This is a genomic window from Limnoglobus sp., from assembly GCF_059499385.1.
In genome coordinates, this window is sequence record NZ_JCABYM010000027.1 from 46,864 (window position 1) to 71,881 (window position 25,018).

18 protein-coding genes are annotated in these 25,018 nt (G+C 68.5%); 16 read left to right on the plus strand and 2 right to left on the minus strand.

From position 1 onward, the window contains the following. Positions 1-71 precede the first annotated feature (71 nt). On the minus strand, positions 72-452 hold the full coding sequence (locus AC5JJ2_RS04640) for a hypothetical protein (protein ID WP_495856792.1): 381 nt from the start codon (positions 450-452) through the stop codon (positions 72-74). 229 nt (positions 453-681) lie between these two features. On the opposite strand from AC5JJ2_RS04640, the gene AC5JJ2_RS04645 reads away from it, so the two are divergent. From AC5JJ2_RS04645 to AC5JJ2_RS04720, 16 genes are all read left to right on the plus strand, one after another. Beyond that, positions 682-3,084: a prolyl oligopeptidase family serine peptidase gene (locus tag AC5JJ2_RS04645; protein ID WP_495856793.1), complete on the plus strand. Its 2,403-nt coding sequence runs from the start codon at positions 682-684 to the stop codon at positions 3,082-3,084. Continuing rightward, positions 3,081-4,205: an exo-beta-N-acetylmuramidase NamZ family protein gene (locus AC5JJ2_RS04650; RefSeq protein WP_495856794.1), complete on the plus strand. Its 1,125-nt coding sequence runs from the start codon at positions 3,081-3,083 to the stop codon at positions 4,203-4,205. The genes AC5JJ2_RS04645 and AC5JJ2_RS04650 overlap by 4 nt, the downstream gene beginning before the upstream one ends. A 6-nt stretch (positions 4,206-4,211) precedes the next feature. Next, entirely contained in the window at positions 4,212-5,030 is an 819-nt protein-coding gene (locus AC5JJ2_RS04655) for a TIGR02996 domain-containing protein (RefSeq protein ID WP_495856795.1), read from the plus strand. 171 nt (positions 5,031-5,201) lie between these two features. After that, the gene (locus tag AC5JJ2_RS04660; protein ID WP_495856796.1) at positions 5,202-6,419 is read left to right on the plus strand and encodes a hypothetical protein; all 1,218 of its coding nucleotides are present in this window, start codon (positions 5,202-5,204) and stop codon (positions 6,417-6,419) included. A 711-nt stretch (positions 6,420-7,130) separates the two neighbouring features. Beyond that, positions 7,131-8,651 (plus strand): sodium:solute symporter family transporter, encoded by a 1,521-nt coding sequence (locus AC5JJ2_RS04665; protein WP_495856797.1) that lies wholly within the window; start codon positions 7,131-7,133, stop codon positions 8,649-8,651. A 7-nt stretch (positions 8,652-8,658) separates the two neighbouring features. Further along, positions 8,659-10,512, plus strand: coding sequence for an N-acetylmuramic acid 6-phosphate etherase (murQ, locus tag AC5JJ2_RS04670; protein WP_495856798.1), 1,854 nt, complete (start codon positions 8,659-8,661; stop codon positions 10,510-10,512). Positions 10,513-10,534: 22 nt separating this feature from the next. Then, the gene (locus AC5JJ2_RS04675) at positions 10,535-11,062 is read left to right on the plus strand and encodes a hypothetical protein (protein ID WP_495856799.1); all 528 of its coding nucleotides are present in this window, start codon (positions 10,535-10,537) and stop codon (positions 11,060-11,062) included. After that, positions 11,059-11,412, plus strand: a complete 354-nt coding sequence (locus tag AC5JJ2_RS04680; protein ID WP_495856800.1) for a hypothetical protein — start codon at positions 11,059-11,061, stop codon at positions 11,410-11,412. The genes AC5JJ2_RS04675 and AC5JJ2_RS04680 overlap by 4 nt, the downstream gene beginning before the upstream one ends. A 5-nt stretch (positions 11,413-11,417) precedes the next feature. After that, positions 11,418-12,617, plus strand: coding sequence for an ABC transporter ATP-binding protein (locus tag AC5JJ2_RS04685; RefSeq protein ID WP_495856801.1), 1,200 nt, complete (start codon positions 11,418-11,420; stop codon positions 12,615-12,617). A 35-nt stretch (positions 12,618-12,652) separates the two neighbouring features. Beyond that, positions 12,653-14,080, plus strand: coding sequence for a transcription termination factor NusA (gene nusA, locus AC5JJ2_RS04690; protein WP_495856802.1), 1,428 nt, complete (start codon positions 12,653-12,655; stop codon positions 14,078-14,080). 202 nt (positions 14,081-14,282) lie between these two features. After that, entirely contained in the window at positions 14,283-17,504 is a 3,222-nt protein-coding gene (gene infB, locus AC5JJ2_RS04695) for a translation initiation factor IF-2 (protein ID WP_495856803.1), read from the plus strand. A gap of 116 nt (positions 17,505-17,620) precedes the next feature. Further along, positions 17,621-17,905, plus strand: a complete 285-nt coding sequence (locus AC5JJ2_RS04700) for a DUF503 domain-containing protein (RefSeq protein WP_495856804.1) — start codon at positions 17,621-17,623, stop codon at positions 17,903-17,905. A gap of 86 nt (positions 17,906-17,991) precedes the next feature. Next, a complete protein-coding gene (rbfA, locus tag AC5JJ2_RS04705) occupies positions 17,992-18,456 on the plus strand; it encodes a 30S ribosome-binding factor RbfA (RefSeq protein WP_495856805.1) in 465 nt (154 codons plus the stop codon). Positions 18,457-18,486: 30 nt separating this feature from the next. Next, positions 18,487-19,203 carry an endonuclease III domain-containing protein gene (locus AC5JJ2_RS04710; protein ID WP_495856806.1) on the plus strand — a complete coding sequence of 239 codons (717 nt, stop codon included), beginning with the start codon at positions 18,487-18,489 and terminating at the stop codon, positions 19,201-19,203. Positions 19,204-19,294: 91 nt separating this feature from the next. Further along, positions 19,295-20,014 (plus strand): zinc ribbon domain-containing protein, encoded by a 720-nt coding sequence (locus AC5JJ2_RS04715; RefSeq protein WP_495856807.1) that lies wholly within the window; start codon positions 19,295-19,297, stop codon positions 20,012-20,014. Positions 20,015-20,204: 190 nt separating this feature from the next. Further along, entirely contained in the window at positions 20,205-22,475 is a 2,271-nt protein-coding gene (locus AC5JJ2_RS04720) for an SUMF1/EgtB/PvdO family nonheme iron enzyme (protein WP_495856808.1), read from the plus strand. 37 nt (positions 22,476-22,512) lie between these two features. Here AC5JJ2_RS04720 and AC5JJ2_RS04725 read toward each other — a convergent pair whose 3' ends face one another. Beyond that, positions 22,513-24,996 (minus strand): U32 family peptidase, encoded by a 2,484-nt coding sequence (locus AC5JJ2_RS04725; RefSeq protein WP_495856809.1) that lies wholly within the window; start codon positions 24,994-24,996, stop codon positions 22,513-22,515. Between the last annotated feature and the right edge of the window lie 22 nt (positions 24,997-25,018).

A 25,018-nucleotide genomic window follows, 5' to 3' on the forward strand; every position in this document is an offset into this window, starting at 1 on the left:
GTCGGGGGCGAGTGTAAGTTGTGCGTGGCCCGGTCTGGTTCCCCGCGGCGGAGGCGGAAGCACCCGTCGTCTCACAGGCCGGTGAGGGTGACCAGCTCCCCCAGGCGGTTGACGATGATCGCCGCCCGGCCGTTGGGAAGAACGATCTCGACGGTGCCGTCCCGCCCGGCCCGGGCGATGCCGTTGTTCATGGCCCGGGCCAGGTCGTCGAGGGTGTTGATGCCGAAACTCGGCCCGCGCTCGACCAGGCGGCTGATGAAGTGGGCGTTGTGCGCCTCCCGCAGGCCCGCGTCTCTCAGGGCGTTGCGGATCTGCTGTTGGGTCAGCTGGTGGAACGGCTGGTTGCGGATCAGGCCGGTGAACGCGACCCGGCCGACCCGCCCGACCACCACCGCCCCGCGCGACCCGAGCCGCGTCAGCATCTGAACGAGAAGTCGTAAGAGTGCCCCCATCGCAGCCTCCAAAGTTGACCGCCGTTGGTGTCCATCATAGGCGGCGTTCCGGCCGATCCCGCCGAACCCGCCAACCGTTCCCACCCACGCCGCCCGTTCCGCGAACCAGCATAGCGTCCCGTCCGGCGCGGGTCAAAAGTCGATCGCGTGCGACGGCTCGATCTTACCAATAAACTAACGCGATCCTCTCGCGCCCTTCACGGACGGACCCATGACCGGAGACGACGACATGACCCGTACCCAGGCCGCCGCCGTCACGCTCGCCCTGTTCGCGCTCGCCGACGCCGCCCCCGGACAGGCCACGTACCAGAAGCCGCCGCAACCCATCCTCGACGTGCTCAACGCCGAGCTGCCGCCGGGCGTCAGCCTCAACCCGACGCGGGACACGCTCGCCCTCGTCCAGACGGCCCGCTACCCCGGCATCGCCGAACTCGCGGAGCCGCAACTGCGGCTCGCCGGGTATCGCATCAACCCGAAGACGAGCGGCCCGGCCCGGCCGCCGCGGGTCACGGCCCTCACGTTCCTGCCGGTCGAGGGCGGACACCCGCGGCCGGTCGAACTGCCGAAGGGGAAGGTGTCCGCCCCGGACTGGTCGCCGGACGGGAAGCGGATCGCCGTCACCGTCACGACCGACGACGCCATCGAACTCTGGGTCGGCGACGTGGCCGACGCCAAGCTGCGGAAGGTCCCCGACCTGAAACTCAACGGCGTCCTCGGCGACCCGATCCAGTGGATGCACGACTCGGCGCACCTGATCGTCCGCAGCGTCCCGGCCGACCGCGGGGCCGCGCCGGCCGCCCCGGCCGCGCCGCCGGGGCCGACGGTGCAGGAAACCGCCGGCAAGGCCGGGCCGGTTCGCACGTACCAGGACTTGCTCCAGAACGCGCACGACGAGGACCTGTTCGAGCACTACGCCACGTCGCGGCTGGCCGTCGTGGACTTCGCCACCGGCAACGTCCTGCCCGGCGGCCCGCCGGCGATGTACACGTCCGCGTCCCTCTCGCCGGACGGCAAGTACCTGCTCGTGTCGAAGCTGAAGCGGCCGTTCTCCTACCTCTATCCGGCGTCGTCGTTCCCGAGGACGGTCGAAGTTTGGGACGAGCAGTCGCGAATGATTCGTACCGTCGCCGACCTGCCGTTGCAGGACAAGGTGCCCATCGAGGGCGTGCCGACCGGCCCGCGAGGCGTGACCTGGATGCCGACGCGGGACGCCACGCTCATGTGGGTCGAGGCGCTCGACGGCGGCGACCCGAAGGTGAAGGTCCCGCACCGCGACCAGACATTCACCCTGAGCTTCCCCTTGCCCGTCAACCCGGAGCCGACGCCGCTCTTCAAGGTGGAACACCGGTACAGCGGCACGAGCCACTTCCCGGACGGCGACCGCGTCCTCACCAGCGACTACGACCGCGACCGGCGGTGGACGCGGACCGTGCTGCGGAAGCTGTCCGACCCGGCCGCGGAGCCGACGGTCGTGTTCGACCGCTCGATCCAGGACCGGTACAACGACCCCGGCACGCCGCTGACGAAGCGGATGCCGAACGGCCGCGTCGCGCTGTGGGTGGTCAACGACACGCTGTTCCTGAGCGGCAACGGGGCGACGCCGAAGGGCGACCGGCCGTTCCTCGACCGGTTCCACATCTCGACCAAGAAAAGCGAGCGGCTGTTCCAGTGCGGCGAGGGGGTGTACGAGTTCGTCACGTCCCCGCTGACCGACGACGGCACGAAGCTGCTCGTCCGCCGCGAGTCGCCGACCGACCCCGGCAACTACTTCCTCCGGGCGAACGGCATGGAGACGCCGATCACCACGTTCGTCGATCCCGCGCCGGTCCTGCGGAAGATCAAGAAGCAGCTCGTGACGACGAAGCGGCCGGACGGCGTGACGGTGTCGTTCACCCTCTACCTGCCGCCGGACTACAAGGCCGGCGAGCAGCGGCCGACGGTGTTCTGGGCGTACCCGCGGGAGTTCAACACGGCGGACACGGCCGGGCAGGTGACCGGCAGCACGAACCGGTTCACGACCGTCGCCGGGTACTCGCACCTGTTCTTCTTGCTCGCCGGCTACGTCGTGATGGACGAGGTGAGCGTGCCGATCGTCGGCGCGCCGGACAAGGCGAACGACACGTTCGTCGAGCAGCTGACGGCCAGCGCGAAGGCGGCCATCGACAAGGCGGTCGAGATGGGGCCGGTGGACCGCGACCGGATCGGCGTCGGCGGGCACAGCTACGGGGCGTTCATGACGGCGAACCTGCTCGCCCACAGCGACCTGTTCCGGGCCGGCATCGCCCGGAGCGGCGCGTACAACCGGACGCTCACACCGTTTGGGTTCCAGAACGAGCGGCGGACGTTCTGGGAAGCGCCGGCCGTGTACGCGACGATGTCGCCGTTCCACAACGCGCACAAGATCACCGAGCCGATCCTGCTCGTCCACGGGGCGGCGGACGACAACCCCGGCACGTTCCCGGTGCAGAGCGAGCGGCTGTACCAGGCGATCCGCGGGAACAACGGCACGGCGCGATTGGTGATGCTGCCGCACGAGTCGCACGGGTACGCGGCGAAGGAGACGATCGAGCACGTCCTGGCCGAGCAGGTGGCGTGGTTCGACAAGCACGTGAAAGGAGCGGCGTCCCGATGACCGGCCTCGACGTACTCGTTCGGCAGGACTTCGCCCCGCTCCGCGGCCAGCGGGTCGGCCTCGTCACGCACCCGGCGGCGCTGTCGTCGGGCCGGCGGTCCGCCGCGGAGTTGTTCGCCGCGCACGCGAACCTCGTCGCGCTGTTCGGCCCGGAGCACGGGTTCACCGGCGAGGCGCAGGACCTCATCCCCGTCGCGGGCACGTCGTCCGCGGTCCCGATCCACTCCCTCTACGGCGACACGTTCGACACGCTGAAGCCGACGCCGGAGATGCTCCGCGGCCTCGACGTGCTGGTCATCGACATGGTGGACGTGGGTAGTCGGTACTACACGTTCCAGGCGACGATGCTGTATTGCATGGAGGCGGCCGCCGACATCGGGCTGTCAGTCATGATCCTCGACCGGCCGAACCCGATCGGCCGACCCGTCGAGGGGCCGACCATCCGCCCCGGCTTCGACAGCTTCGTGAGCGCCCACCCGATCGCGATCCGGCACGGGCTGACGATGGGCGAACTCGCCATGCTCTACAAGGCCGAGCGCGTCCCCGGCGTGAAACTGGAAGTGGTGAAGTGCGCGGGCGAATGGGGCTGGGTGCTGCCGCCGTCGCCGAACATGCCGTCGATGCAAACGGCCCTCGTCTACCCCGGCGGCTGCCTGTACGAGGGCACGAACCTCAGCGAAGGCCGCGGCACGACCCGGCCGTTCGAGTACGTCGGCTTCCCCGGCGTCAACCCGCAGCACCTCGCCGACCGCCTGCGGTCCGACGGGCTGCCGGGCGTGGACTTCCTGCCCGTCACGTTCCGGCCCACCTTCCAGAAGCACGCGGGGCAAAGTTGTGGCGGCGTGTTCATCGTCCCAACCACGGCCGACTTCCGCCCCGTCCGCACCGGCCTCGCGGTGCTGATCGCCTTCCGCGACCTGCTCGGCGACCAGTTCAAGTGGCGGACGGAACGTTACGAGTTCGTGGACCACGTCCCCGCCATCGACCTGCTGTTCGGCAGCGACCGGGAGCGGAGAATGATCGAGGCCGGCGCACGTTGGCGCGAGATCGCGAAGCTCTGGGAGTTGGAGGAGGCGGCGTTCCGCGAGCGGCGGAAGTCGTTCCTGCTGTACGCAGAGTGAACACGCATGACCGAACCACACGAACCCGCCCTCCTCGCCGCCGTGCGTTCCGACCCGGCCGACGCCGTGCCGCGGCTGGTGTACGCCGACTGGCTGGAGGAACACGGCGACGCCGACCTCGCGGCCTACGTCCGCCTCGAATGCGACGCCCGGCCGTTCGCGAAGCGCGTGCCGCAGCTGACCGCCCTGTGCAAGAAGGCGAAGCGGCCGCTCGGCGGGTGGGAGTACGCCGCGGACCTCGCCCGCGTCCGGGACAAGCTCGCCGCCGTGCGGAAAGAAGACGCCACGTTCGCCCTGTTCGGGGCCGAGAAGACCGGCGACTTCGGCCACCGGTACGAGTTGTCGCCGCCGCTACCGGAGCCGGACCTGTTGGCGTTCGAGAAAACTATCGGCTACCAACTGCCGGCCGACTACCGGGCGTTCCTCCTGCGGTTCGGCAACGGCCAAGTGGGGCCGTACTACGGCCTCCTGCCGCTCGATTTGAAACAGGAAGTCGAGTCCTTGCGGCGGCCGTTCCCGTTCGGCCGTGAGGCCATCGAGCGGTGGGCGGACGAGCCGCTGTCGTTCGACGACGTGAACTACAACGACGGCAACCTGATGCTGAGCGACGCCGGGTGCGGCACGTATGCGTTCCTGGTGGTGAACGGCGAATCCCGCGGCACGATGTGGGGCAGCGACGGCGGCGGCGAGCTGGTCCGCGACTGTGACGACGCCGGTGAGCCGCACACGTTCCTGTCGTGGTACGAGGCGTGGCTGGACAACTGCCTCCGCCCGGACGTGCTGGCCCACTACCGCAAGCAGCAGCGGGACCAGCGAAAGCGGTAGCCTGTGAATTTGACGAATGTGCCGCTTGCAGGGATGAGGTATGTTCCCTGCTTTGCATTAGCACCGAGAAGATCGATCCATGTTATTCTTCACTCGATGAATTCCTCTCAAAAGATCGAACCTGCGGCAAAATGACAGGCTCCTTACCTTGGTTAGATGGAGGGACGGGCCTTGTTGCTGCTTTGGGGTATTCGTTACTTCGACAGAAATGACCGGAAGTTCAAAGACCGGTCGCTTCGCCTCGATACGCAAACTCTCGACCCGGTTTGTCGGGCCGCAATCGAGTTGGTCGTCAACAATGAGGCCACACGAAGGGGCCGTGATGTAGTGAAATATCGCCATCTCTTTGTCGAAGAAGTACCCGGCACTAATTACGGCGACCCGGATCCAGCGAGCGAGATTCGATGCTTTGGTGTGGATGACTATTTCGAGGACGAGACGGGAGAGGAAGTCAGTGGAGACGAGTTGGGCCGGCTCTTGACCGGTAGTCCCACTGCCCGCCTAATTCCACACGGAGCAAAGCGGCACGACATTGACTTCATGTTCTCCGAACCACGGCCGCTCCCGGTCGCCGAGATATGCCTTACCGGACAAGAGGTAAGGCTGTTGGGTTACTTTGCCAGAGATTTACAAGAGCTGACCAACTCCGCCTTTCTTCGGGACGGTCCCGGCACGTTATCAATGACCGGGCACATGTCGCTCGCGTTAGGCAGCACTCCAGTTTTGACCACCGCCTCTACCGATGACGAAATCCGTTCATTCGTCACTATTTTTCGCCGACTTTACATGGAGAACGAGCCTGCCAACTTCGCAACGGCCGCGGCACTGTTTGTCAAAACCCTCGGGGATCACCCCTATTCAAAGTGGGTGGCGGGTTCGGCGGCTGAATTCAGTCGGCAACTGTCCGCAGTACCGGATACTCGTCCGTTTCTGCCTTTGGGAACCTGCACTTTTACGTCAAAGCGGCTGATCGACGTGTTTCTCTACACGCAGTACGCCCATCAACCGGACGAGAGGCGTCAGAAGCAGTTCACGAAATGCCTGCGGGAAGTACACGGAAACTGCTCGTATTTGGCTTGGCTTTTCCACCACGAAATTTGGATGCGAGGTCGAGAAATCAGGGCCGTAGGCCGAGTTGTGTCAGGTTGGTTTGCGCAATACTGCCACCATCACGCGATCACACCCGACGTGCTCCGGTCGTTACGAGACGACTTGCCGGGACTGGGAGCCGGCGAAAAGGAACATGCTCGACTGGATCGATTAAAACAGGCTCAGATCGAAAAACTGGCGGGAGACCTTTGGAAGCAAGCGGGTTGTCCAGAAGGGGGGCCATCAGCGTATCTCGCAAATGCACGAGAACAATTGGAGCAGTTCATAGCAGGTAGTTGAGTAAACGGTCACTCAGCAAGGGCAACAGTTGAACGGCGACGCCGTGAGGTGAGCAGTCGTCGCTGCGGCGACGACCTCGTCGTGCGGATGCCGCCGAAGTAGGTCGGCCGAGCCGAGGCCGACCACCTGCCCGCTTCCGAAACCGTCCTCCCGACGCAACGGCGAGCCGAGCGGCGTGAGCCGCCGGGTGAGTGCTGTTGCCCGCACCCGGACAGGGTTTTCACCCCGAAGGGGTGGGAGTTCATAGCCCACGGCAACGCCCTGGGCGCGGGCGTCCGGCGTGTTCGCGACCGCCTTCTCGCAGGCTTTCAGCCTGCCGGGTGGTTGCGGCCCCCACCCAGGGCGGCGGGCCTGCGGCCCTTGCCCTGGGCTAACATCTCCCACCCCTTCGGGGTGAAAACCCGTCCGGACGAAAGCCAAAGCATGCGGCCACCACCCGGCGGCTCACGCCGCTCGGCTCGCCACAACCGCGTTCCCGATGCCGGCGGGTTCGAGACACGTCCCGCTTACGCCGGGACGCTCGCCGTTGCACCAGCAATTGCGCTTTTCCCTGGCCGACGCTCAAATGTGAACAAATAGACATTATACCCGTCGCGTCAACCCAGGTGGCGATTCCGCCACGGGGCCACCCTCGTGGCGGTGGCGGCGGTGGCGGTGGCGCTGCCGAATTGACAGGCCGGACGCCCGCCGTTCGGTTCATATCCTTCCCCCATGCCATCCGCGACCCTCTCGACCCTCGACCTCGTCATCGTCGCCGCGTACATCCTCGCGATGACCGTCATGGGGGCGTGGTTCACCCGCAAGCAGAAGGACCTCAAGGCGTACTTCGTCGGCGGCCGTAACGTCGGCTGGTTCATGGTCCTCGTGTCGATCGTCGCCACGGAGACGAGCGCCGTCACGTTCCTCAGCGTCCCCGGCGTCGGGTACGCCGGGAACCTCACGTTCCTCCAACTCTCGTTCGGGTACGTCGTCGGCCGCTGCCTCGTCGCGTGGCTCTTGCTGCCGCTGTACATGAAGGGCGAACTCTTCTCCGCGTACCAGGTGCTCCGCGAGAAGTTCGGCCCGGCCGTGCAGCGGGTCGCGTCCGGGCTGTTCCTCGTCACCCGCACCATCGCCGACGGCCTGCGGCTGTACCTGACGGCCCTCGTCATGCAGTACGTCGTCGGCGACATCGAAGGCTCCATCCTGCTCGTCGGCGTCGTCACCATCGTCTACACGTTCCTCGGCGGCATGAAGGCCGTGCTGTGGACCGACCTCGTGCAGTTCGTCATCAAGATCGCCGGGGCCGCGCTCGCCGGCGTCTTCGTGCTCGACGGCCTCGCGGGCGGCTGGCAGCAGTACGTTGAAATCGGGTCGGCCGCGGACAAGTTCGTCTGGCTCGACCCGGTGTTCGACGTGACGAAGGCGTACTCGCTGTGGACCGGGCTGCTCGGCGGGGCGGTGTTCAGCATGGCGTCGCACGGGGCCGACCAGCTCATGGTGCAGCGGTACCTGTGTGCGAAGTCGCTCGGCCAGGCCCGCCTCGCGCTCGTCCTCAGCGGCGTCACGGTGGCCGTGCAGTTCCTGCTGTTCCTGATGGTCGGCGTCGGGCTGTACGTGGCGAAGCAGACCGGCACGTTCGAGGTCGGCGCGTCGCGGCCGGACGAGGTGTTCGGCCTGTTCATCGTGACGAAGATGCCGGTCGGCGTCGTCGGCATCCTGGTCGCCGCGATCCTGGCGGCGGCGATGTCCACGCTGTCGTCGTCGCTGAACAGCTCCGCGAACGCCTTCGTGACGGACTTCTACAAGCCGCTCGTACCGAACCGGAGCGAGGCGAGCTACGTCACGCTGTCCCGCGTCATGACCGTGGTGTGGGGCGTCGCACAGATGGCCGTGGCGGTCGTCGCGCATCGGAGCGGCAGCGAGCGGAGTGTCGTGGACCGGGTGCTGGCCGTGGCCGGCCTGACGACCGGCCTCATCCTCGGGCTGTTCCTGCTCGGCCGGATGCGGAAGCCGGTCCCGTCGGCGGCGGCCATCGCCGGGCTGTTGACCGGGGCGGTCGTCGTGTCGCTGGCTTACCTGCCGTCGTTCGACTTCGCCCAGGATTGGTTGAAGGCGAACGTGCCCGGCGTGTTCCCGGCCGATAAGAAAACATCTCTCGCGTTCCCGTGGTACGCCCCGCTCGGCGCGGGGACGACGGTACTCGTGGCGCTCGTGACCTCCGCCTTCATCAGATCGAAACCGGCTGCTTAACACGCACATGTTCGACCACCTGCAAACCGAAGCCCGCAACCCCGCGTCCGAGCGGCTGGACGAACTCACGTCCGTCGAGATCGTCGAGCTGATGAACCGGGAGGACGCCACGCTCGCGGCCGTCGTCGCCACGCAGAAGCAGTTCATCGCGCAGGCCATCGACGTGATCGCGGACCGCCTCCGCCGCGGCGGGCGGCTCATCTACTGCGGCGCGGGCACGTCCGGGCGGCTCGGCGTGCTCGACGCCAGCGAGTGCCCGCCGACGTTCCAGACCGACCCGGCGCAGGTCGTCGGCCTGATCGCGGGCGGCCAGTCGGCCATGTTCAAGGCGGTGGAAGGGGCCGAGGATTCGCCCGAACAGGGCGCGGCCGATCTGGTTCAACTCAACGTCGGCCCGGACGACGTGGTGTGCGGCATCGCCAGCAGCGGCCGGACGCCCTACGTGATCGGCGCGGCCCGGCACGCGCGGTCCGTCGGCGCGGCGACGCTCGGCGTCGTCTGCACGACGAACTCGGAGCTGGCCCCCGAGGTCGATCTGCTCATCGCCCCGGTCGTCGGCGCGGAGGTGCTGACCGGCTCGACGCGGCTGAAGGCCGGGACCGCGACGAAGATGGTGTTGAACATGCTCACGACGGGGGCGATGGTCCGCCTCGGCAAGGCGTTCGGCAACCTGATGGTGGACCTGAAGGCGTCGAACCGGAAGCTGATCGACCGGTCGCAGCGAATCGTGCGGACGGTCACCGGGCTGGACGCGAACACGGCCGTGAGCCTGCTCCAGAACTGCGGCGGCGAGGTGAAGACGGCCATCGTCTCGCACCTCGCCGAGGTTTCGCCCGCGGAGGCCCGGCAGAAGTTGCACGCGGCCGGCGGACGGATTCGCGTCGCCGTCGGGACGACGATCAAGACGGCCGCGGCCGAAACCCGCCCGCTGCGGCGCGATCTTGTTCTCGGCATCGACGGCGGCGGGACGAGCACCCGTACCTTGCTGGCCGACGCCGCGACGGGCACGATTCTCGGCCGCGCGGAGGGCGGGCCGTCGAACATTCAGTCCGTCGGCGTGGACACGGCCCTGAAGGCGCTGGACGACTCCATCGACCAGGCGTTCCGCGCGGCGAACCTGCCGCGGGCGAAGGTCCGCGCGATCTGCCTCGGCCTCGCGGGGGTAGACCGGCAGGAGGGGCTGGACATCCTCCACGGCTGGGCGAACCGGTCGGCCGTGGCCGAGACGGTGAAGGTGTCCAACGACGCGACGCTGCTCCTCGCGGCCGGCACGCCGGACGGCTGGGGCCTGGCCGTGATCGCGGGCACGGGATCGATCGCGTTCGTGCGGACGCCGGACGGCAACATCGGCCGGTGCGGCGGCTGGGGCTACACCCTCGGCGACGAGGGGAGCGCCTACGTGATCGCGCACCTGGCGTTGCGGGCCGCGTGCCGGGCGCACGACAAGGTCGGCCCGCCGACGGTGTTGCTCGACCGGTTCGTGAAGCGGATGAACGCCGGCGACCCGCCGGGCCTGATCCCGGCCGTGTACCGCGGCCCGTGGGACCGCGCGGCCATCGCCGGCATGGCCCCGCTGGTGTTGGACGCGGCGGCGGAAGGCGACGCGGTGGCGAAGCAGATTCTCGACGAGGAAGTGTCCGCGTTCGCGCAGACGGCGTTGGGGGCGGTGACGAACAACGGCTTGCCGCGGGACGGGCTACCGATCGCGCTGGCCGGCGGGCTGCTGCTGAACAGCGAGTTGTACCGGCGGCTGTTCCTCGACGCACTGCGGGCGCTCGGCGTGTCGCCCGGCGCGGTGACGCCGGTGGACGAGCCGGCGCGGGGGGCGGTGGTGTTGGCGAGGAAGGCGCTCACGACTTGAATACCGACCGGGGCGCGATGGCATGTTCGAGCACCCGTTGTTCCGCACCGTTGATTTCTTCGTCTGCCCGACCGTCGTGGACGGAATGCCCAGTGACCGCGGGCCGGTCCTGACGGTCGGCCTGAGCCGGACCGAATGGGACCGCCGCGCCTCCGACCCGGCGGTCCGACCGGGCGTGTACCTAAGCGAGTTGTGGGTCTTCTACCACGTCGAGCTACTGGCCGCGTTCGTCGGCGAGCGGCAGTTCGCGGTCCAGGCGTACCACGTCGAGCCGGACGGCTCGCTGTCGCCCGTGCCCTACCCGCCGGCCTACGTCGGCGATCACGCGCGGGCGGAATTGCCTTACGACGGGCCGGAGTTGCGGTACAATTTCACCGCCGGGGTGCGGGCCTTCCTCCACGGCTCACTGATCCGCCGGTTCTACCTGCCGCGGCTCGGCCCGTACCGGTTCGTGTTGTACGTGCGGGAGCCGCTCGACCGGCCCGTCATGCCGGCCGAGCGATGGCTGCCGGTGGCGCAAACCGAAGTCGTCTTCGAGTGCGAACCATGACGATCGAACGCCGAACCCACACCCGGCCGAACGGCCTCGTCGTGACGCTCAACGTCCCGGCGGAACTCCCGCCGTCCGCCGACGGCGTCCCGACGGTGACGGTCCGCACCAGCCCGACTTCCCGTGCCGTGCCCTCGTCCCCGGTCGTCGGACCGACGGCGGACGAGGTGGCGAAACTGCCCCGCGCCGCCCGCGAGGCGTTCGCCGAGCGAACGGCCCTCCGAGAAGCCGCGAACCGGCCCGACGCGACGGCCATCCGTCGGGACTTCGATCGCCTGGTTCTGCTGGTTCACGCCAACGGGTGGACGGACGACACCCCCGTTCCCCAGGACGTTTTCGGCCCACTGTAAGGTTCATGCTCACCCTCCGCGGCGTCTCGAAGCTGTTCGCCCCGACCGCCGGGCTGTACCCGCTCGACCTCGACGTGCCGGCCGGCGACCGGCTCGTTCTCCTCGGCCCGTCCGGGTCCGGCAAGTCCACGCTCCTCCGGCTCGTCGCCGGGCTGGAGGAACCCGACGCCGGCGAAGTCAGGATCAACGGCAAGGTCGTGAACCGCGTCCCGCCGCACGAGCGTGGTGTCGCGTTCGTCCCGCAGCGGCCGGCGCTGTACCCGCACCTAACGGTGAGGGAAAATCTCGCGGTCGGAGCGGTTTTGTTCCCTCCCCCCTCGGGGGGGAGGGTTAGGGAGGAGGGTGAGGTTCCTCCCTCCGACGCGATCCTCACCGGGCGGGACGCGCTTACCCCCCTCCCTAACCCTCCCCCCCAAGGGGGGAGGGAACAAGAAGTCCCGGCCCGGAACCACGACTACTTCAACATCGCCCACCTACTCGACCGCCACCCGCACCAACTGTCCGGCGGCGAGAAGCAACGGGTGGCGCTCGCCCGCGCCGCGGGCCGGCAAGCGGCGGTGTGGCTGCTCGACGAGCCGTTCGCGGCGCTCGACCCGGTGTTCCGCGCCGAAATTCGCCACGATCTGCACTTGCTCCTGGGCAACTCCCTCGCAACAATACTGTTAGTCACTCATGACCCGATCGATGCCCTGGCCCTCGGCCGCCGCGTCGGCGTGTTGGGCGACGGACGGCTCCAGCAACTCGGCACGTTCGAGGAGCTGGCCGACCGCCCCAACAACCGGTTCGTGGCGTTCACCGTGGGCCGGCTGAGTTTAATCGACGGGCGAGTGTGTGGCGGCGATTCCTCGGACGCGAAATTCGTTTCCGAGGATGGGTCGGTCGAGGCTGCGGTTCCCCCGGCGGTTGCCCGGAGAATTGCGAATCAACCGGCCCCCAATCTGACGCTCGGCATCCGGCCCGAAGATGTTCACCTTCGGCCGCCTTCGGAGGCCCCGGTCATCGGGGCGGCGTTCCGCGGGTGGCCGGTCATCTCGGCCGAACCGGTCGGCAGCGGATGGTTGCTCACGGCGGCGCGGGGTCGAACCCGCGTCCGGGTGGGCTGGCCTTCCACCGCGCCGCCCCGGGTCGGCGACCCCGCAAACTGGCTCTCGCCCGTTGACCGCTGCCTGTGGTTCGACCACACTGGGCGAAGCATTACTACTTGACCGCCGCGACCGGCGGCCGCTGACGAGGTTCACCCATGCCGGAACTCAAGAAGCCCGATACCGGGAAGGCCATCCTCGACCTCGTCGAGAAGATGCACGAGGAGAAGAAGATCTCCCGCGACGTGATCTTCAGCGGGATTGAGTCGGCCATCCAGCTCGCGGCCGAGCGGCACTTCGGCCTCGAGGAGGGCGTCCTCGTCCAGATCGACCGGGTCACCGGCGACATCTCCGCCAAGGTCACCCAGCCCGGCTCGGAGGAGGCGCAGGACATCGACCCGGTGACCCTCGGCCGGATCGCCGCGCAGTCGGCCAAGCAGGTGATGATCCAGAAGATCCGCGAGGCCGAGTCCGACACCGTCTACAACGAGTTCTCCGGCAAGAAGGGGGAACTCATCCAGGGCCAGATCACCCGGATCGACGCCGGCACGGCCATCGTCTCCCTCGGCAAGAGCGAGGCGCTGCTGCCCCGCAGCGAGCAGATTCCGGGCGAAACGCACCACCTCGGCGAGCGGGTGAAGGCCGTGGTGATTGAAGTTCGCAAGGCCGGGCAGCGGGTGAAGATCATCCTATCCCGCTGCCACCCGGACTTCGTGAAGTCGCTGTTCGAGGACGAGATTCCGGAAATCGACGACCGCACGATCGACATCCGCGCCGTCGCCCGCGAGGCCGGGTACCGGACGAAGCTGGCCGTCTCCAGCATCGACCTGAAGGTCGATTGCGTCGGGGCGTGCGTCGGCGTGCGGGGGAGCCGGATCAAGAACATCATCGAGGAACTCAACGGCGAGCGGATCGACATCGTCCGGTGGAACGACTCGCTCCAGGTGCTCATCCCGAACGCCCTCTCGCCCGCGCAGATCTCGGAAGTGTTCACCTACCAGCGGCTCGGCCGGGCGCTCGTGCTGGTGACGGAAGACCAACTGTCCCTGGCCATCGGCCGCCGCGGGCAGAACGTTCGGCTCGCGTCCAAGCTCGTCGGCTGGGACATCGAGATCATGACGCACGAGGAACTGGCCGAAGGGCTGGAGCGGGCCGAGCGGTGGTTCGCGCAACTGCCGAACATCACCGACGAGCACGTCCAGACGCTCATCGGCGAGGGGTTCCTCTCTTACAACGACCTCACGTTCATCGACGGCGAGGAGTTGACGAAGTTCACCGGCATCCCGGCCGAACAGGCGGACGAGATCATCGCCTACGCGGAAGAGTACGCCGACCACATGGAAGCGAGCGTCGAGGAGGAACGGGCGGCCGCCGCCGCGGCGCAGGCCGAGGCGGAAGCGGCCGCCGCGGCGGAAGCCGAGGCGCTGGCCGCCGCGGAAGCGGAAGCGGCCGCCGCGGCCGGCGAAGAGGCGAACACTTCGGCCGAGGCGGTGTCTGTCGAGGGCGAGGAAGTCCCGGCCGAACCCGCCGCCGAGGGCGAGGCCGAACCGGTCGCCGCGGGCAAGGAATCGGAGCCGTCGGCATGACGAGCCGACCCGCCACCGCTGTTGACCGACGGACGAGAATGGACCACCCCGGCCGCGTGACGGCCGGGACACCCGACCGGGGCGGAATTGTCCCCCTGTTCGGAAAATTGATTCAAGTTAGAATACCAGTCACTCTCCCTCGGTACGGGCGGCGGGGTGCGGGGACCACGGGGTGCTACGGCCACCCCTTAAGGAGTTGCGCTTGTCGAATTCGTCAACGAAAGAGAAGGCGGTCCGAGTATTCGAGCTAGCGAAGGAACTCAACGTCGAGTCCAAGCTCCTGCTCGATTACTGCAAGGAGCTCGGCTATTCCGACGTGAAGAACCAGTTGAAGGGGCTGACCGGCGACCAGGTCGATGCCCTGAAGGACCGGTCCAAGAAGGGGCCGAAGGTTAGCACGCCGGCCGCGCCGCTCCCGACCGCGATCAAGCCGACACTTCCGACGAAGATCGACGCCAAGATTCACACCATCCCGAAGGCGAAACCGGTCGTGCGGCCGGTGGAGCAGCCGGACGTTAGCGAGCCGGAACCCGAACCGGTCGCCGAGCCGCAGGCCGTCGCGCCGCCGGTCGAGACGGTCGCGCCGCCCGCCGCCGAGCCGGAGGCCGTGTCGCCGCCCCCGCCGCCGGCCGCCCCGGTGCTGCCGAAGTTGCCGACGTTCGGCGGGAGCAAGATTCAGAACCTGTCCGCGAAGCCGACCCCGAAGCCGCAACCGCCGAAGCCGGTCGAGCAACCGCCCGCCGTCGCGCCGACCCCGCCGGCGGCCGAACAGCCCGCCCCCGCGGCCACGACCCCGGCCGCGCCGAGCGTGCCGCCGCCGGTCGCGGCGACCGCCCCGCCCGTCCGCCCGACGCTCCCGCCGACCATGCCGCGGCCCGGCGTGCCGACGCTCGGCGGCAGCACCGGCCGGCCGGCCCCGCAGGTCGGCCCGCCGCGGCCGATCACGACGACCGGCGGCCCGCCGCAACAGCGGCCCGGCCCCGGCCAGCCGCCCCGCCCGCCCCAGGCCGGCGGCCCGCGGCCCATCGGCAGCAACATGAACCGCGGCCCCGGCGGCCCGCCGCCCGGCGGCCCGCCGAAGCCGCACACCGGCAAGGGGCCGCCCCAGGTCGGCCCGCCCCGCGCCCCGGCCGGCCCGACCAAGCTCACGCCGGAGATGCTCGAAAAGATCCGCAACCTCGCCAAGCAGGGGAAGCGGGTGGACATCAAGGAAATCCACAAGACCGGCGAGGTCACGACCACCGGCGCGCCCGGCGGCGGCGACCGCGGGCCGGGCCGCGGCCCGGACGCGCCGCGAACCGGCGGCCCGACCCGGCCCCCGCTGCCCCGGCCGCAAGGCGCGGGGACCGGCGGCGACGACGACGAGAAGCCGAAGGGGCCGGGCGGCGGCGGCGGCGCGGGCGTCATCGGCCGCGACGCCCGGCACAAGAGCCGGCAGGACCGCGGCCGCCACGGCGGCGGGTCCACCGACCGCAACTCCGTCGTCATCGGCGCGGGCGGCAGCGTGGACATCATCGAGGAGAAGCACGGGTCCCGCCGCGGCCCCCGCGCCGCCCTGCTCAGCAAGATGCGCCGCCGCCAGCAGCAGCAGGTGGTCAAGAAGGAAGGCCCGGTCGAGATCGCCCCGCCGATCACCGTTCGGTCGCTCTCCGAGGCGATCGGCATGAAGGTCGGCGAACTCGGCAAGCGGCTCGTGAAGGAAACGAACAAGCTCTACTCCGTGAACTCGCCGGTCGAGTTCGAGGTGGCCGAACTCATCGCCATCGAGAAGGGCATCCAGCTCCAGCTCAAGAAGCAGATGACGGCCGAGGACATCGTCGTCGCCGGCTACCAGAAGCGGGCCGAGGAGATGGACCCGGCGCTGGCCGTCACCCGCCCGCCGATCGTCACCATCATGGGCCACGTGGACCACGGCAAGACGACGCTGCTCGACAAGATTCGGCAGGAGTACGGCATCAAGTCCGACGTGGTGTCCACTGAGGCCGGCGGCATCACCCAGGTCATCCGGGCGTGGCAGGTCGAGAAGGACGGCAACCACGTCACGTTCCTCGACACCCCCGGCCACGAGGCGTTCACGAAGATGCGGGCGCGGGGGGCGAAGGTCACGGACATCGTCGTGATCGTCGTCGCCGCCACCGACGGCGTCATGCCGCAGACGGAGGAGGCGATCAGCCACGCGAAGGCGGCCGACGTGAGCATCATCGTCGCCATCAACAAGATCGACATGCCGAACGCCAACCTCGACAAGACGCGGCGGCAACTCTACCAGCTCGAACTGCTCCCGGACAACATGGGCGGCGACGTGCCGTTCGTGGAAACGAGCGCCGTCACCGGCCAGGGCATCAGCGAACTGCTCGAGCAGGTCCTGCTCGTCGCGGAACTGGCCGACCCGCCGCTGAAGGCCGACCCGCAGCACCCCGGCTCCGGGACGTGCCTCGAAGCGTACCAGGACTCCGACGAGGGGGTGAAGGCCACGCTCATCGTCCAGCAGGGGACGCTGCACAAGGGCGACGTGATCTTCTGCGGGGCGACGTTCGGCCGCGTCCGGGCGATGTACAACGACCTCGGCGTGCAGATCGACGAGGCCGGCCCGAGCACGCCGGTGAAGATCACCGGCCTGGACGAGGTCCCGGACGCCGACGACCCGTTCTACGTCGTCGAGGACGAGGACCTGAGCAAGGCCCGCGAGATCGCCGAGGCGAAGAAGGTCAGCCGCCAGCGGGCGTCCCTGTCCAGCTTCACGCCGGTCAGCCTGGACACGTTCAACGCGGCGAAGGCGGCCCAGAAGATCACGGAACTCAAGGTCATCGTCAAGGCCGAGGCCCGCGGGTCGATCGAGGCCATCAAGAAGGAGATGGAGAAGCTCGTCCACGAGGAGGTCCGCGCCCGCGTGCTGCACGCCGGGATCGGGGCGATCAACGAGTCGGACGTGGAATTGGCCCTGACCAGCCCGAGCGACACGCTCGTCATCGGGTTCAACGTGACGGCCGACGACGCCGCCCTGCGGCTCGCGGAACAACGGGGCATCAGCCTCCGCGAGTACGACATCATCTACAAGCTGACGGACGACGTGAAGGCGGCCCTGGAAGGGAAGCTGAAGCCGATCGAGGAGGTCGTCCACCTCGGCCGGGCGGTCATCCGCGACACGTTCAAGATCAGCAAGGTCGGCACGATCGCCGGGTGCTACGTCACCAGCGGCGTCATCGAACGCTCCGCCCGCGTCCGGGTCATCCGCCAGGGCGTGGTCATCTACCCGCCGTCCGAGAAGGTGGTGGGGTTGGACTCGCTGAAGCGGTTCAAGGACGACGCGAAGGACGTCCGCGAGGGCTTCGAGTGCGGGTTGAAGATCAGCGGGTTCGACGACGTGAAGGTGGACGACGTGATCGAGGCGTTCAAGATCGAGATCCGCCACCGGACGCTGTAACCGGTCCGAACCCGTCGCCCGACGAGGCCGCTGTTATATAGCCGCCGGCTTGCCGGCGGGGTTTCGGGTTCGCAAAACCCCGCCGGCAAGCCGGCGGCTATATACGGATTGCGATCATGATCGTCGGTTCCCTCAGGGTGCGGCTCTACCTGCGGGCGAGCCGCACCCTGAAAGACAAGCGGCAGGTCGTGCGGTCGGTCCTGGACCGGCTCCACAACTCCTTCAACGTGTCCGCCGCCGAGGTGGACACGCTCGACGACGTGAAAGTCATCACCCTCGGCGTCGCGGCCGTCGGCCCGGAGGCCGCCGGCGTGAAGGGCGTGCTGCAACAGATCGCCGAGGCCCTGCGGGCACACCCGGTCGCCGAGTACCTCGACAGCGAGATCGAAGTCGGCCGGTGAGCCGATGTAACAGAACAGAACCTTCTCCCTCTCCCGACCGTCCTAGAATAGTCCGTCGGCCCAGACCTTTACCCAGACCCAAAGACATGAAATCCCACCGCCTGGCCCGCGTGAGCGAAGTGATTCGCGAGACGGCCAGCACCACGATCCTGTTCGATCTGAAGGACCCCCGCGTCAAGGGCGTCACCGTCACCCGCACGGAGGTCGCCGCCGACTTCCAGCACGCGAAGGTGTACGTCTCGATCATGGGCACGGAGAAGCAGCAGCAGCTCGCCCTGTACGGCCTCGAACACGCCGCCGGGTTCATCCAGTCGAAGGTGGCGAAGCAACTGGCCACGCGGTTCGTGCCGGTCATTCAGTTCGTGCTGGACCTCGGCGTGAAGAAGAGCATCGAAATCAGTAAGATTCTGGCGGAAGAGAAAGCTAGGTCCGCCGGGGCGGTTGCCGAACCCGCCGCGACGGATACCGATGATGGGGAAGACGAACAGGCCGCCGACGAGGACGACTCGGCGACCGCCCGCCCCGACCGGGGGGAGAACCCGGCCGGGTGACCGCGTCCGCCGATCCGCGAGCCTTCCGCCATGCCGGCGATTATGAACAAGCAAGACCTCCTCACGAAGTCGCTGAAGCTGCTCGACAAGCGGTTCCCGCCGAACGCCGAGCACGACCCTCGGCCGGTGCTGGAGGAGGTGCTGTACGCCGTCGTCCGCGAGGGGACGACGACGGAGCACGCGGACGCCGCATTCGCCAAGTTCAAGGGCACGTTCTTCGACTGGAACGAGGTCCGGGTCAGCACCGTCCCGGAGATCGCCGACGCCCTCAAGGGCGTGCCGGACGCCAGCCGGAAGGCGCAGCGGATCAACGAAATCCTCCAATACGTCTTCGAGATGTATTACTCGTTCGACCTGACCGACCTCGACAAGAAGGGGTTGAAGCAGGCCGCGAAGCAGCTCGGCCGGTTCACCGGCATGTCCGACTTCGCCGTCGCGTGGGTCCTCCAGCGGGCGCTCGGCGGGCACGCCCTGCCGCTCGACGAGCCGACCGTCCGCGTCCTCCGCCGGCTCGGCGTGATCGAGGGCGAGGTCGAGGACTGGGAGGCCGTCCGGACGACGCTCGAGCACTACGTCCCGAAGGCGAGCGGTCCGACGTTCACCGACCGGTTCTCGACGCACGCCGCCGTCATCTGCCAGGAAAAGCCGAAGTGCCCGGACTGCCCGCTGAAGGCCGACTGCCCCGTCGGGCAGGAGTACGGGAAGAAGCCCGCCGCCGAGACCAAGCCGAAGCCGAAACCGAAGTAACGGTGAAAACCGTGATTGGTGATTAGTTCTTGGTGATTGGAAAAGGCCCACCAACAACTAATCACCAATCACCAATCACGGTTTTTGATCCATGGACATCAAGATCCGCTGCCCGCACTGCGAGACGAAGCTCATCGTCGGCGACGACCTCGTCGGCCAGTCGGTGCTGTGCGAGGAGTGCGACAAGCAGTTCACCGTCGAGAAGCCGGCCGCGGCCGGCAAGAGCGGCGAGACCCGGCGGCGGGAGCGGGACGACCGCGACGACGACCGGCCCCGGTCCCGGCGGCGGGACGAGGACGCGGAAGAGGAGAAGCCGCGGTCCAAGCGGCCGGCGGACGACTTCGACGACGAGGACCGGCCGGTCCGCCGCAAGCCGAAGCGGAGCAGCAGCAACCTCGCCCCGATGATCTTCGGCAGCCTGCTCGTGCTCATGACGCTACTCGTCGGCGTCGGCCTGTTCTTCGCGTTCGGGTTCGGCACGCGGACCGGTGGCGGTGGCGGCGGTGGCGGCGGGGCCGTCCCGGCCGGCGGCAAGTTCCGCCTCGCCAACCCGCAGCCGTTCGGGAACAACGGGTTCACGGTGCAGGTGGAAACCGTGGACGGGCGGCCGCCGGCCGGCCGGTTTCAGGTGACGTGGCAGTCCCCGGACGGGATGTCGAAGGGGAGCGCGACCTTGGTGATGGCCGGGTCGCGGGTGACGTTCACGAACCCCGGTTGGGGCGGGTTCGGCGGCCGCCCGGCGTTCAACATCTGGATCGACTACGAGCCGGCGACCGGCACGAAGCTGTCCAACGTCGTCACCCTTTACTGATTCCCGGCCGTGCCAATCGCGCCGGCCGTATCGTTTTTCGGGTCGCCTGCCCCCGCCCGGTCCGCGTCCGGGCGAAATTTTCTCACGTCAAGTTCATCGACAATCGCTTGTGTTTCCCCCGGACGACGGTTTACAATCCTTTTCATAAATCTCCCCTTCGGTTCCCACTTTCATCCCAGGAGCCGTCGCCATGGCTCTCATCGACACCCTTCTGGACGCCACCGGGCAGGCGTTCTGCGAGAAAGGCCGGCGTGCCCTCACCGGCGAAATCTCCTACGGCGACGTGATGTCCGACGTGGCCCGCGTGACGCTCGACTACATGCGGAAGCACGGCCCGACGGAAGACATCCAGCACGCCCTGGAAGAAATCGCGTCGAGCGACGCCGCGAAGTACGAGAAGACCCTGCACACGATGCTCGACCGCCTGAGCCGGGTGCAGCCGCTGCCGTGGCGGGACGCGCTGCGGGACTACCTGACGCACTACCCGTCCACCGTCCGGCAGATGTTCCGCCGGCCGTCCGACCCGACCGGCCGGACCGGGGCCGAGAAGCTCGAGTTCTACAAGCCGGAGCAACTCCTGTCGTACCTGCCGCCGCGGCGGTCGCACTTCCGGGCCGGGACGAAGCCGGCGAAGCTCGACAACTGGCAGTTGACCGAACTCCGCGGCCTGGGCGAGTGCAGCGAGGTCTGGCTCGGGGCGGACGACGCGGCCACCGGCAGCCCGCCGACGGCGCTCAAGTTCGCCGTGGACCCGGAGACGGCGCAGCGACTGCGGACGAACGAACAGCTCTTCGTCAAGGTGTTCAACCTGAACGAGGTGAACGGCATCGTCCCGCTCCGGGCGGTCTACCTGGAGGCCGAGCTGCCGTGCCTGGAATCGACCTACGTGTACGGGTACGACCTGACCGGCCTGATGAACGAGTGGCGGTGGCGGTACGATGCCCCGAAGCCGGAGGCGGCGATGAAGCTCATCCGCCGGCTGGCGGAGATCGTCGGCCGGGCGCACGCGCAGGGCATCGTCCACCGCGACCTGAAGCCGTCGAACGTCCTCATCCACCCCGGCGACGGCGGCAAGTTCTCGCTGTGGGTGACGGACTTCGGGTGGGGCCAGATCGAGGCCGAGCGGTCGCTGGAACTGGCGAAGCACGGGGAGACGCCGAAGTGCGAACAGCACCGGCTGTCTTACCGCGGGGCGTACACGCCGCTGTACGCGTCGCCGCAGCAGCAGAAGAACGAGCCGCCGGACCCGCGGGACGACGTCCACGCCCTCGGCGTCATCTGGTACCAGTTGCTCAAGCGGGACCCGCACGTCGCCGCCCCGGTCGGCATGGACTGGGTGGAGGAGTTCTCCCGGCACGGGTTCACGGCGTCGCAGGCGAAGTTGCTGGCCGCGTGCGTGGCGACGCGGGCCGACCGCCGCCCCGGCGACGCGAAGGCGCTGGCCGACCTGCTGAAGGCGGAAGCCGCGGCCGCGGCCGCGACCCTGCCGTCCGGCGAGCCGGACGGGTCGAAGCTGATCTCGCTGACGAACCAGAGCACGGCGGCGCACAAGCCGATCATCACCGTCCGCGGCAAGCCGACGGAGGCGGACGCGGCGGCCGCGGCCGCGGCCGCGCTGCTCGGCGGCGGCGGCGTCGGCGGTAAGTTCGGGACGCGGCCGAACGTACCCGGCAGCGGGACCGGGTCGCACGCCAGCCTCGCGCTCACCGAAAAGACGGCCGACGGCCGGCCGAAGCTCATCCGCAACTCGCTCGGCATGACGTTCACCTACGTCCCGCCCGGCACGTTCCAGATGGGGGCGACCGAGGAGGAAACGGGTCGCAAGCCGCACGAGACGCCGCAGCACCCGGTCCGGATCAGCCACGGGTTCTACCTGTCGATCTTCCCGGTCACGCAGGGGCAGTACGAGAAGCTGAAGGGGAAGAACCCGTCGTTCTTCCACAAGGTCCAGGGCGGCGGCGGGGACTACCCGGTCGAGTCGGTGTCGTGGCTCGACGCGGAGAAGTTCTGCCAGAAGCTGTCGCAGCTGGCGGACGAGACGCTGGCCGAGCGGACCTACCGGCTGCCGACGGAGGCGGAGTGGGAGTACGCATGCCGGGCCGGGACGACGACGCCGTTCTGGGGCGGCACGACGCTGGCGACGAAGGACGCGCACTTCAAGAGCGGGGCGACCGGCCAGGGGCAGCCGCACGGCGTCGGCCGGGTGGCGGCGAACCCGTGGGGCCTGCACGACATGCACGGGAACGTCGCGGAGTGGTGCGCCGACTGGTACCACGAGTATTACTACTTCGACAGCCCCGGCACGGACCCCCGCGGCCCGGCGAAGGGGGACAAGAAGGTCGTCCGCGGCGGCAGTTGGGCCGACCCGCCGGCGGACTGCCGCAGCGCGACCCGCAAGGCGATGTCGCCGACGCAGCCGTGCAACACGATCGGCTTCCGCGTGGTGCTGGTGACGAGTTGACGTAATAGGTCGGCCGCGGCTCGGCCGACCTACTTATTCACGCCATCTGCAACGTCCCCCGCGTCACGCCGAGCTGGTTCAGCGCCTTCAACTGCCGCCACGTCGCGCGGCCGTCGTCCTCGCCGCGGAGTACCCGCGCGTACCGCTCCAACAGGGCTGTCGCCTCGGCCGGCGTCTCCCGCAGCAGGTCCACGCGGAACCACCCGACGCCGAGCTGCCGCATCCGGCCGACGTACTCGGCCGCCGACTGCGGCACGCTGTTGAACACCGTGTTCCGGCAACCGGTGTCCGGATGCACCGGGAAGTTCGCCCCCACGCGATCCCGCAGCTCGACCTTGTGCGTCTCGCACGGCCGCCCGCAGTCGCGATGGTCCTTCCCCGTGCTGAGGAACGCCGCGAACACGCAATGCTCCATGTGAAACATCGGCATGTGCTGATGCACGACCGGCTCAAATCGCGACGGGTCGGCGTGCTTCATGAGCGCGGCGAACTGGTCCCAGTTCAGGTCGAAGCTCGGCACGAGCCGGTCGAGGCCGGCCGCGAGCAACACGTCGGCCGTCAGGTCGTTCGCCACGTTCAGGCTGAAGTCGCCGATCAGTCGCGCGTCCGGCAGTTCCTGGCGGAAGTAGTCGATGCCGGCGAGGTTCCGCGCCAGGACGATATCCGGCCGCGCCCGCACGACGAGCGACTGGAACCCGTCCTCGCCCGGCTTCCAGACACGGAGCGGCGCGACGCCGAGCGGCACGCCGGCCGTCTTCCCGCGATCGACGGCCTCCGCGTACCGGCGGGCGTCTTCAAAATCGCAGTACACGGCCGCCGGCCGGAACGCGAGCGCGGCGTCGAGTTGGTCCAGGTTGCGGACGAGGACCGTCAAGCGCGGATCGCGGATCGCGGATCGCGGAGCCGAAGGCCGCGACCGGAACGCGGCCAGCGAGACGGCCGGGGCGACCGCGTGACACCGCGATGTCAAATGTTTCTCGGTGAGTTCCTTCGCCGCCTGCCGCCGCAGGTCGTTCAGCACGCTCTTCGGCACGAGGACGCCCGGCGGCAGGTCGAGCGTCACGTCGGCCAGCTCGAACGGCGTCTCGCCGAGGCGGGCGAGTTGCTCGCGAATTTCGGCGGGCGTCGTGGCCCGCTTCGTGGCAAGTTCCAGCGGCCCCGGCCACGTCGCGACCGCGCCCCCCAACTTCAATTCGAGGGAACCGCCGACCGTACCGCTCAGTGTCGCCGTCACCGGGACGCGATGAACGAGCTTGTCCTGCGAGTACGTCTGCTCCAGCTTCTTCCGCAGCGCCGGGTCGTCGGTCTTCCAAACGTCGCACCCGACCGGCACGCGCGAAAGATCGACCGCCTCCTTCTCGAAAAACAATATCATCTGGGCAAAGCCCACGGACGAACGTCCGTGGGGAACCTCCACGCGCCAAACCCGCCCGCCCGGTTCTTGGATTTCTGGTGTCCCGATGTCGAACAGCACCCCGTCCCCGGCCCGCACCAACTCTTCGGCCGGCAACTTCTCCGCCAGCCGCACCATGACACCGCCCTTCGCCACGCCGACGACCGTGCCGAGCTTCACCCCGCGGCTCTTTGGGAACCGACCGCGGACGAGCTTCTGATGGTTCACGCCGTCGAGGAACCCCGGCGTCAGCCCGCGGCTGAACGTCTGGGCCAGTTCCAGTTCCTCCTTGCGGTCCAGGTGAAAATCATTCTTCGCCACGGCCGCGTCGATGGCTTGGCGGTACGTCCTCGTCGTGGCCGCGACGTAGGGGCCGCCCTTCAGCCGGCCCTCGATCTTGAACGAGATCACGCCGGCGTCGATGAGCGGCGCGACGTGGTCGTAGGCGGCGAGGTCCTGCGGGCTGAGCAGGTACGCCTTGTCACCGAGGTCGCGGCGGGTTCCGTCCACGATCAGCTCGTAGGGGAGGCGGCACGCCTGGGCGCACTGCCCGCGGTTGGCACTGCGGCCGCCGAGCGCCTCGCTCGTCAGGCACTGGCCGCTGTACGCCACGCACAGCGCTCCGTGGACGAACACCTCCACGGGAACGGTCGTGTTCGCCGTCACCTTGCGGATGTCGTCGAGCGACAGTTCGCGAGCGAGAACGACCCGCTCGACGCCGAGGTTGTTCACGAACGCGATACCCCGCGGCTCGGTCAGCGTCATCTGCGTGCTGCCGTGGACTTCGAGCGACGGCGCGACGGCGCGAATCAATCGGACGAGGCCGAGGTCTTGCACGATGACGGCATCGACGCCGGCGCGGGCCATCGCGACGACGAACCGCTCCGCGTCCGGCAGTTCGTCGCTGAAGATCAGCGTGTTCATCGCGACGAACCCGCGGACGTTCCGGCGGTGGAGGAAGTCCATGACGGCCGGGAGTTCGTCGAGCGCGAAGTTGGCGGCGCGGGCGCGGGCGTTGAACTGCGACAGCCCGAAGTAGACGGCGTCGGCCCCGTTCGCGACGGCGGCGCGCATCGCCTCCCAGTCCCCGGCCGGGGCGAGCAGTTCGGGTTGGGTCGGCGTGTGCATGTACTGATTCTACGGCCCGTTT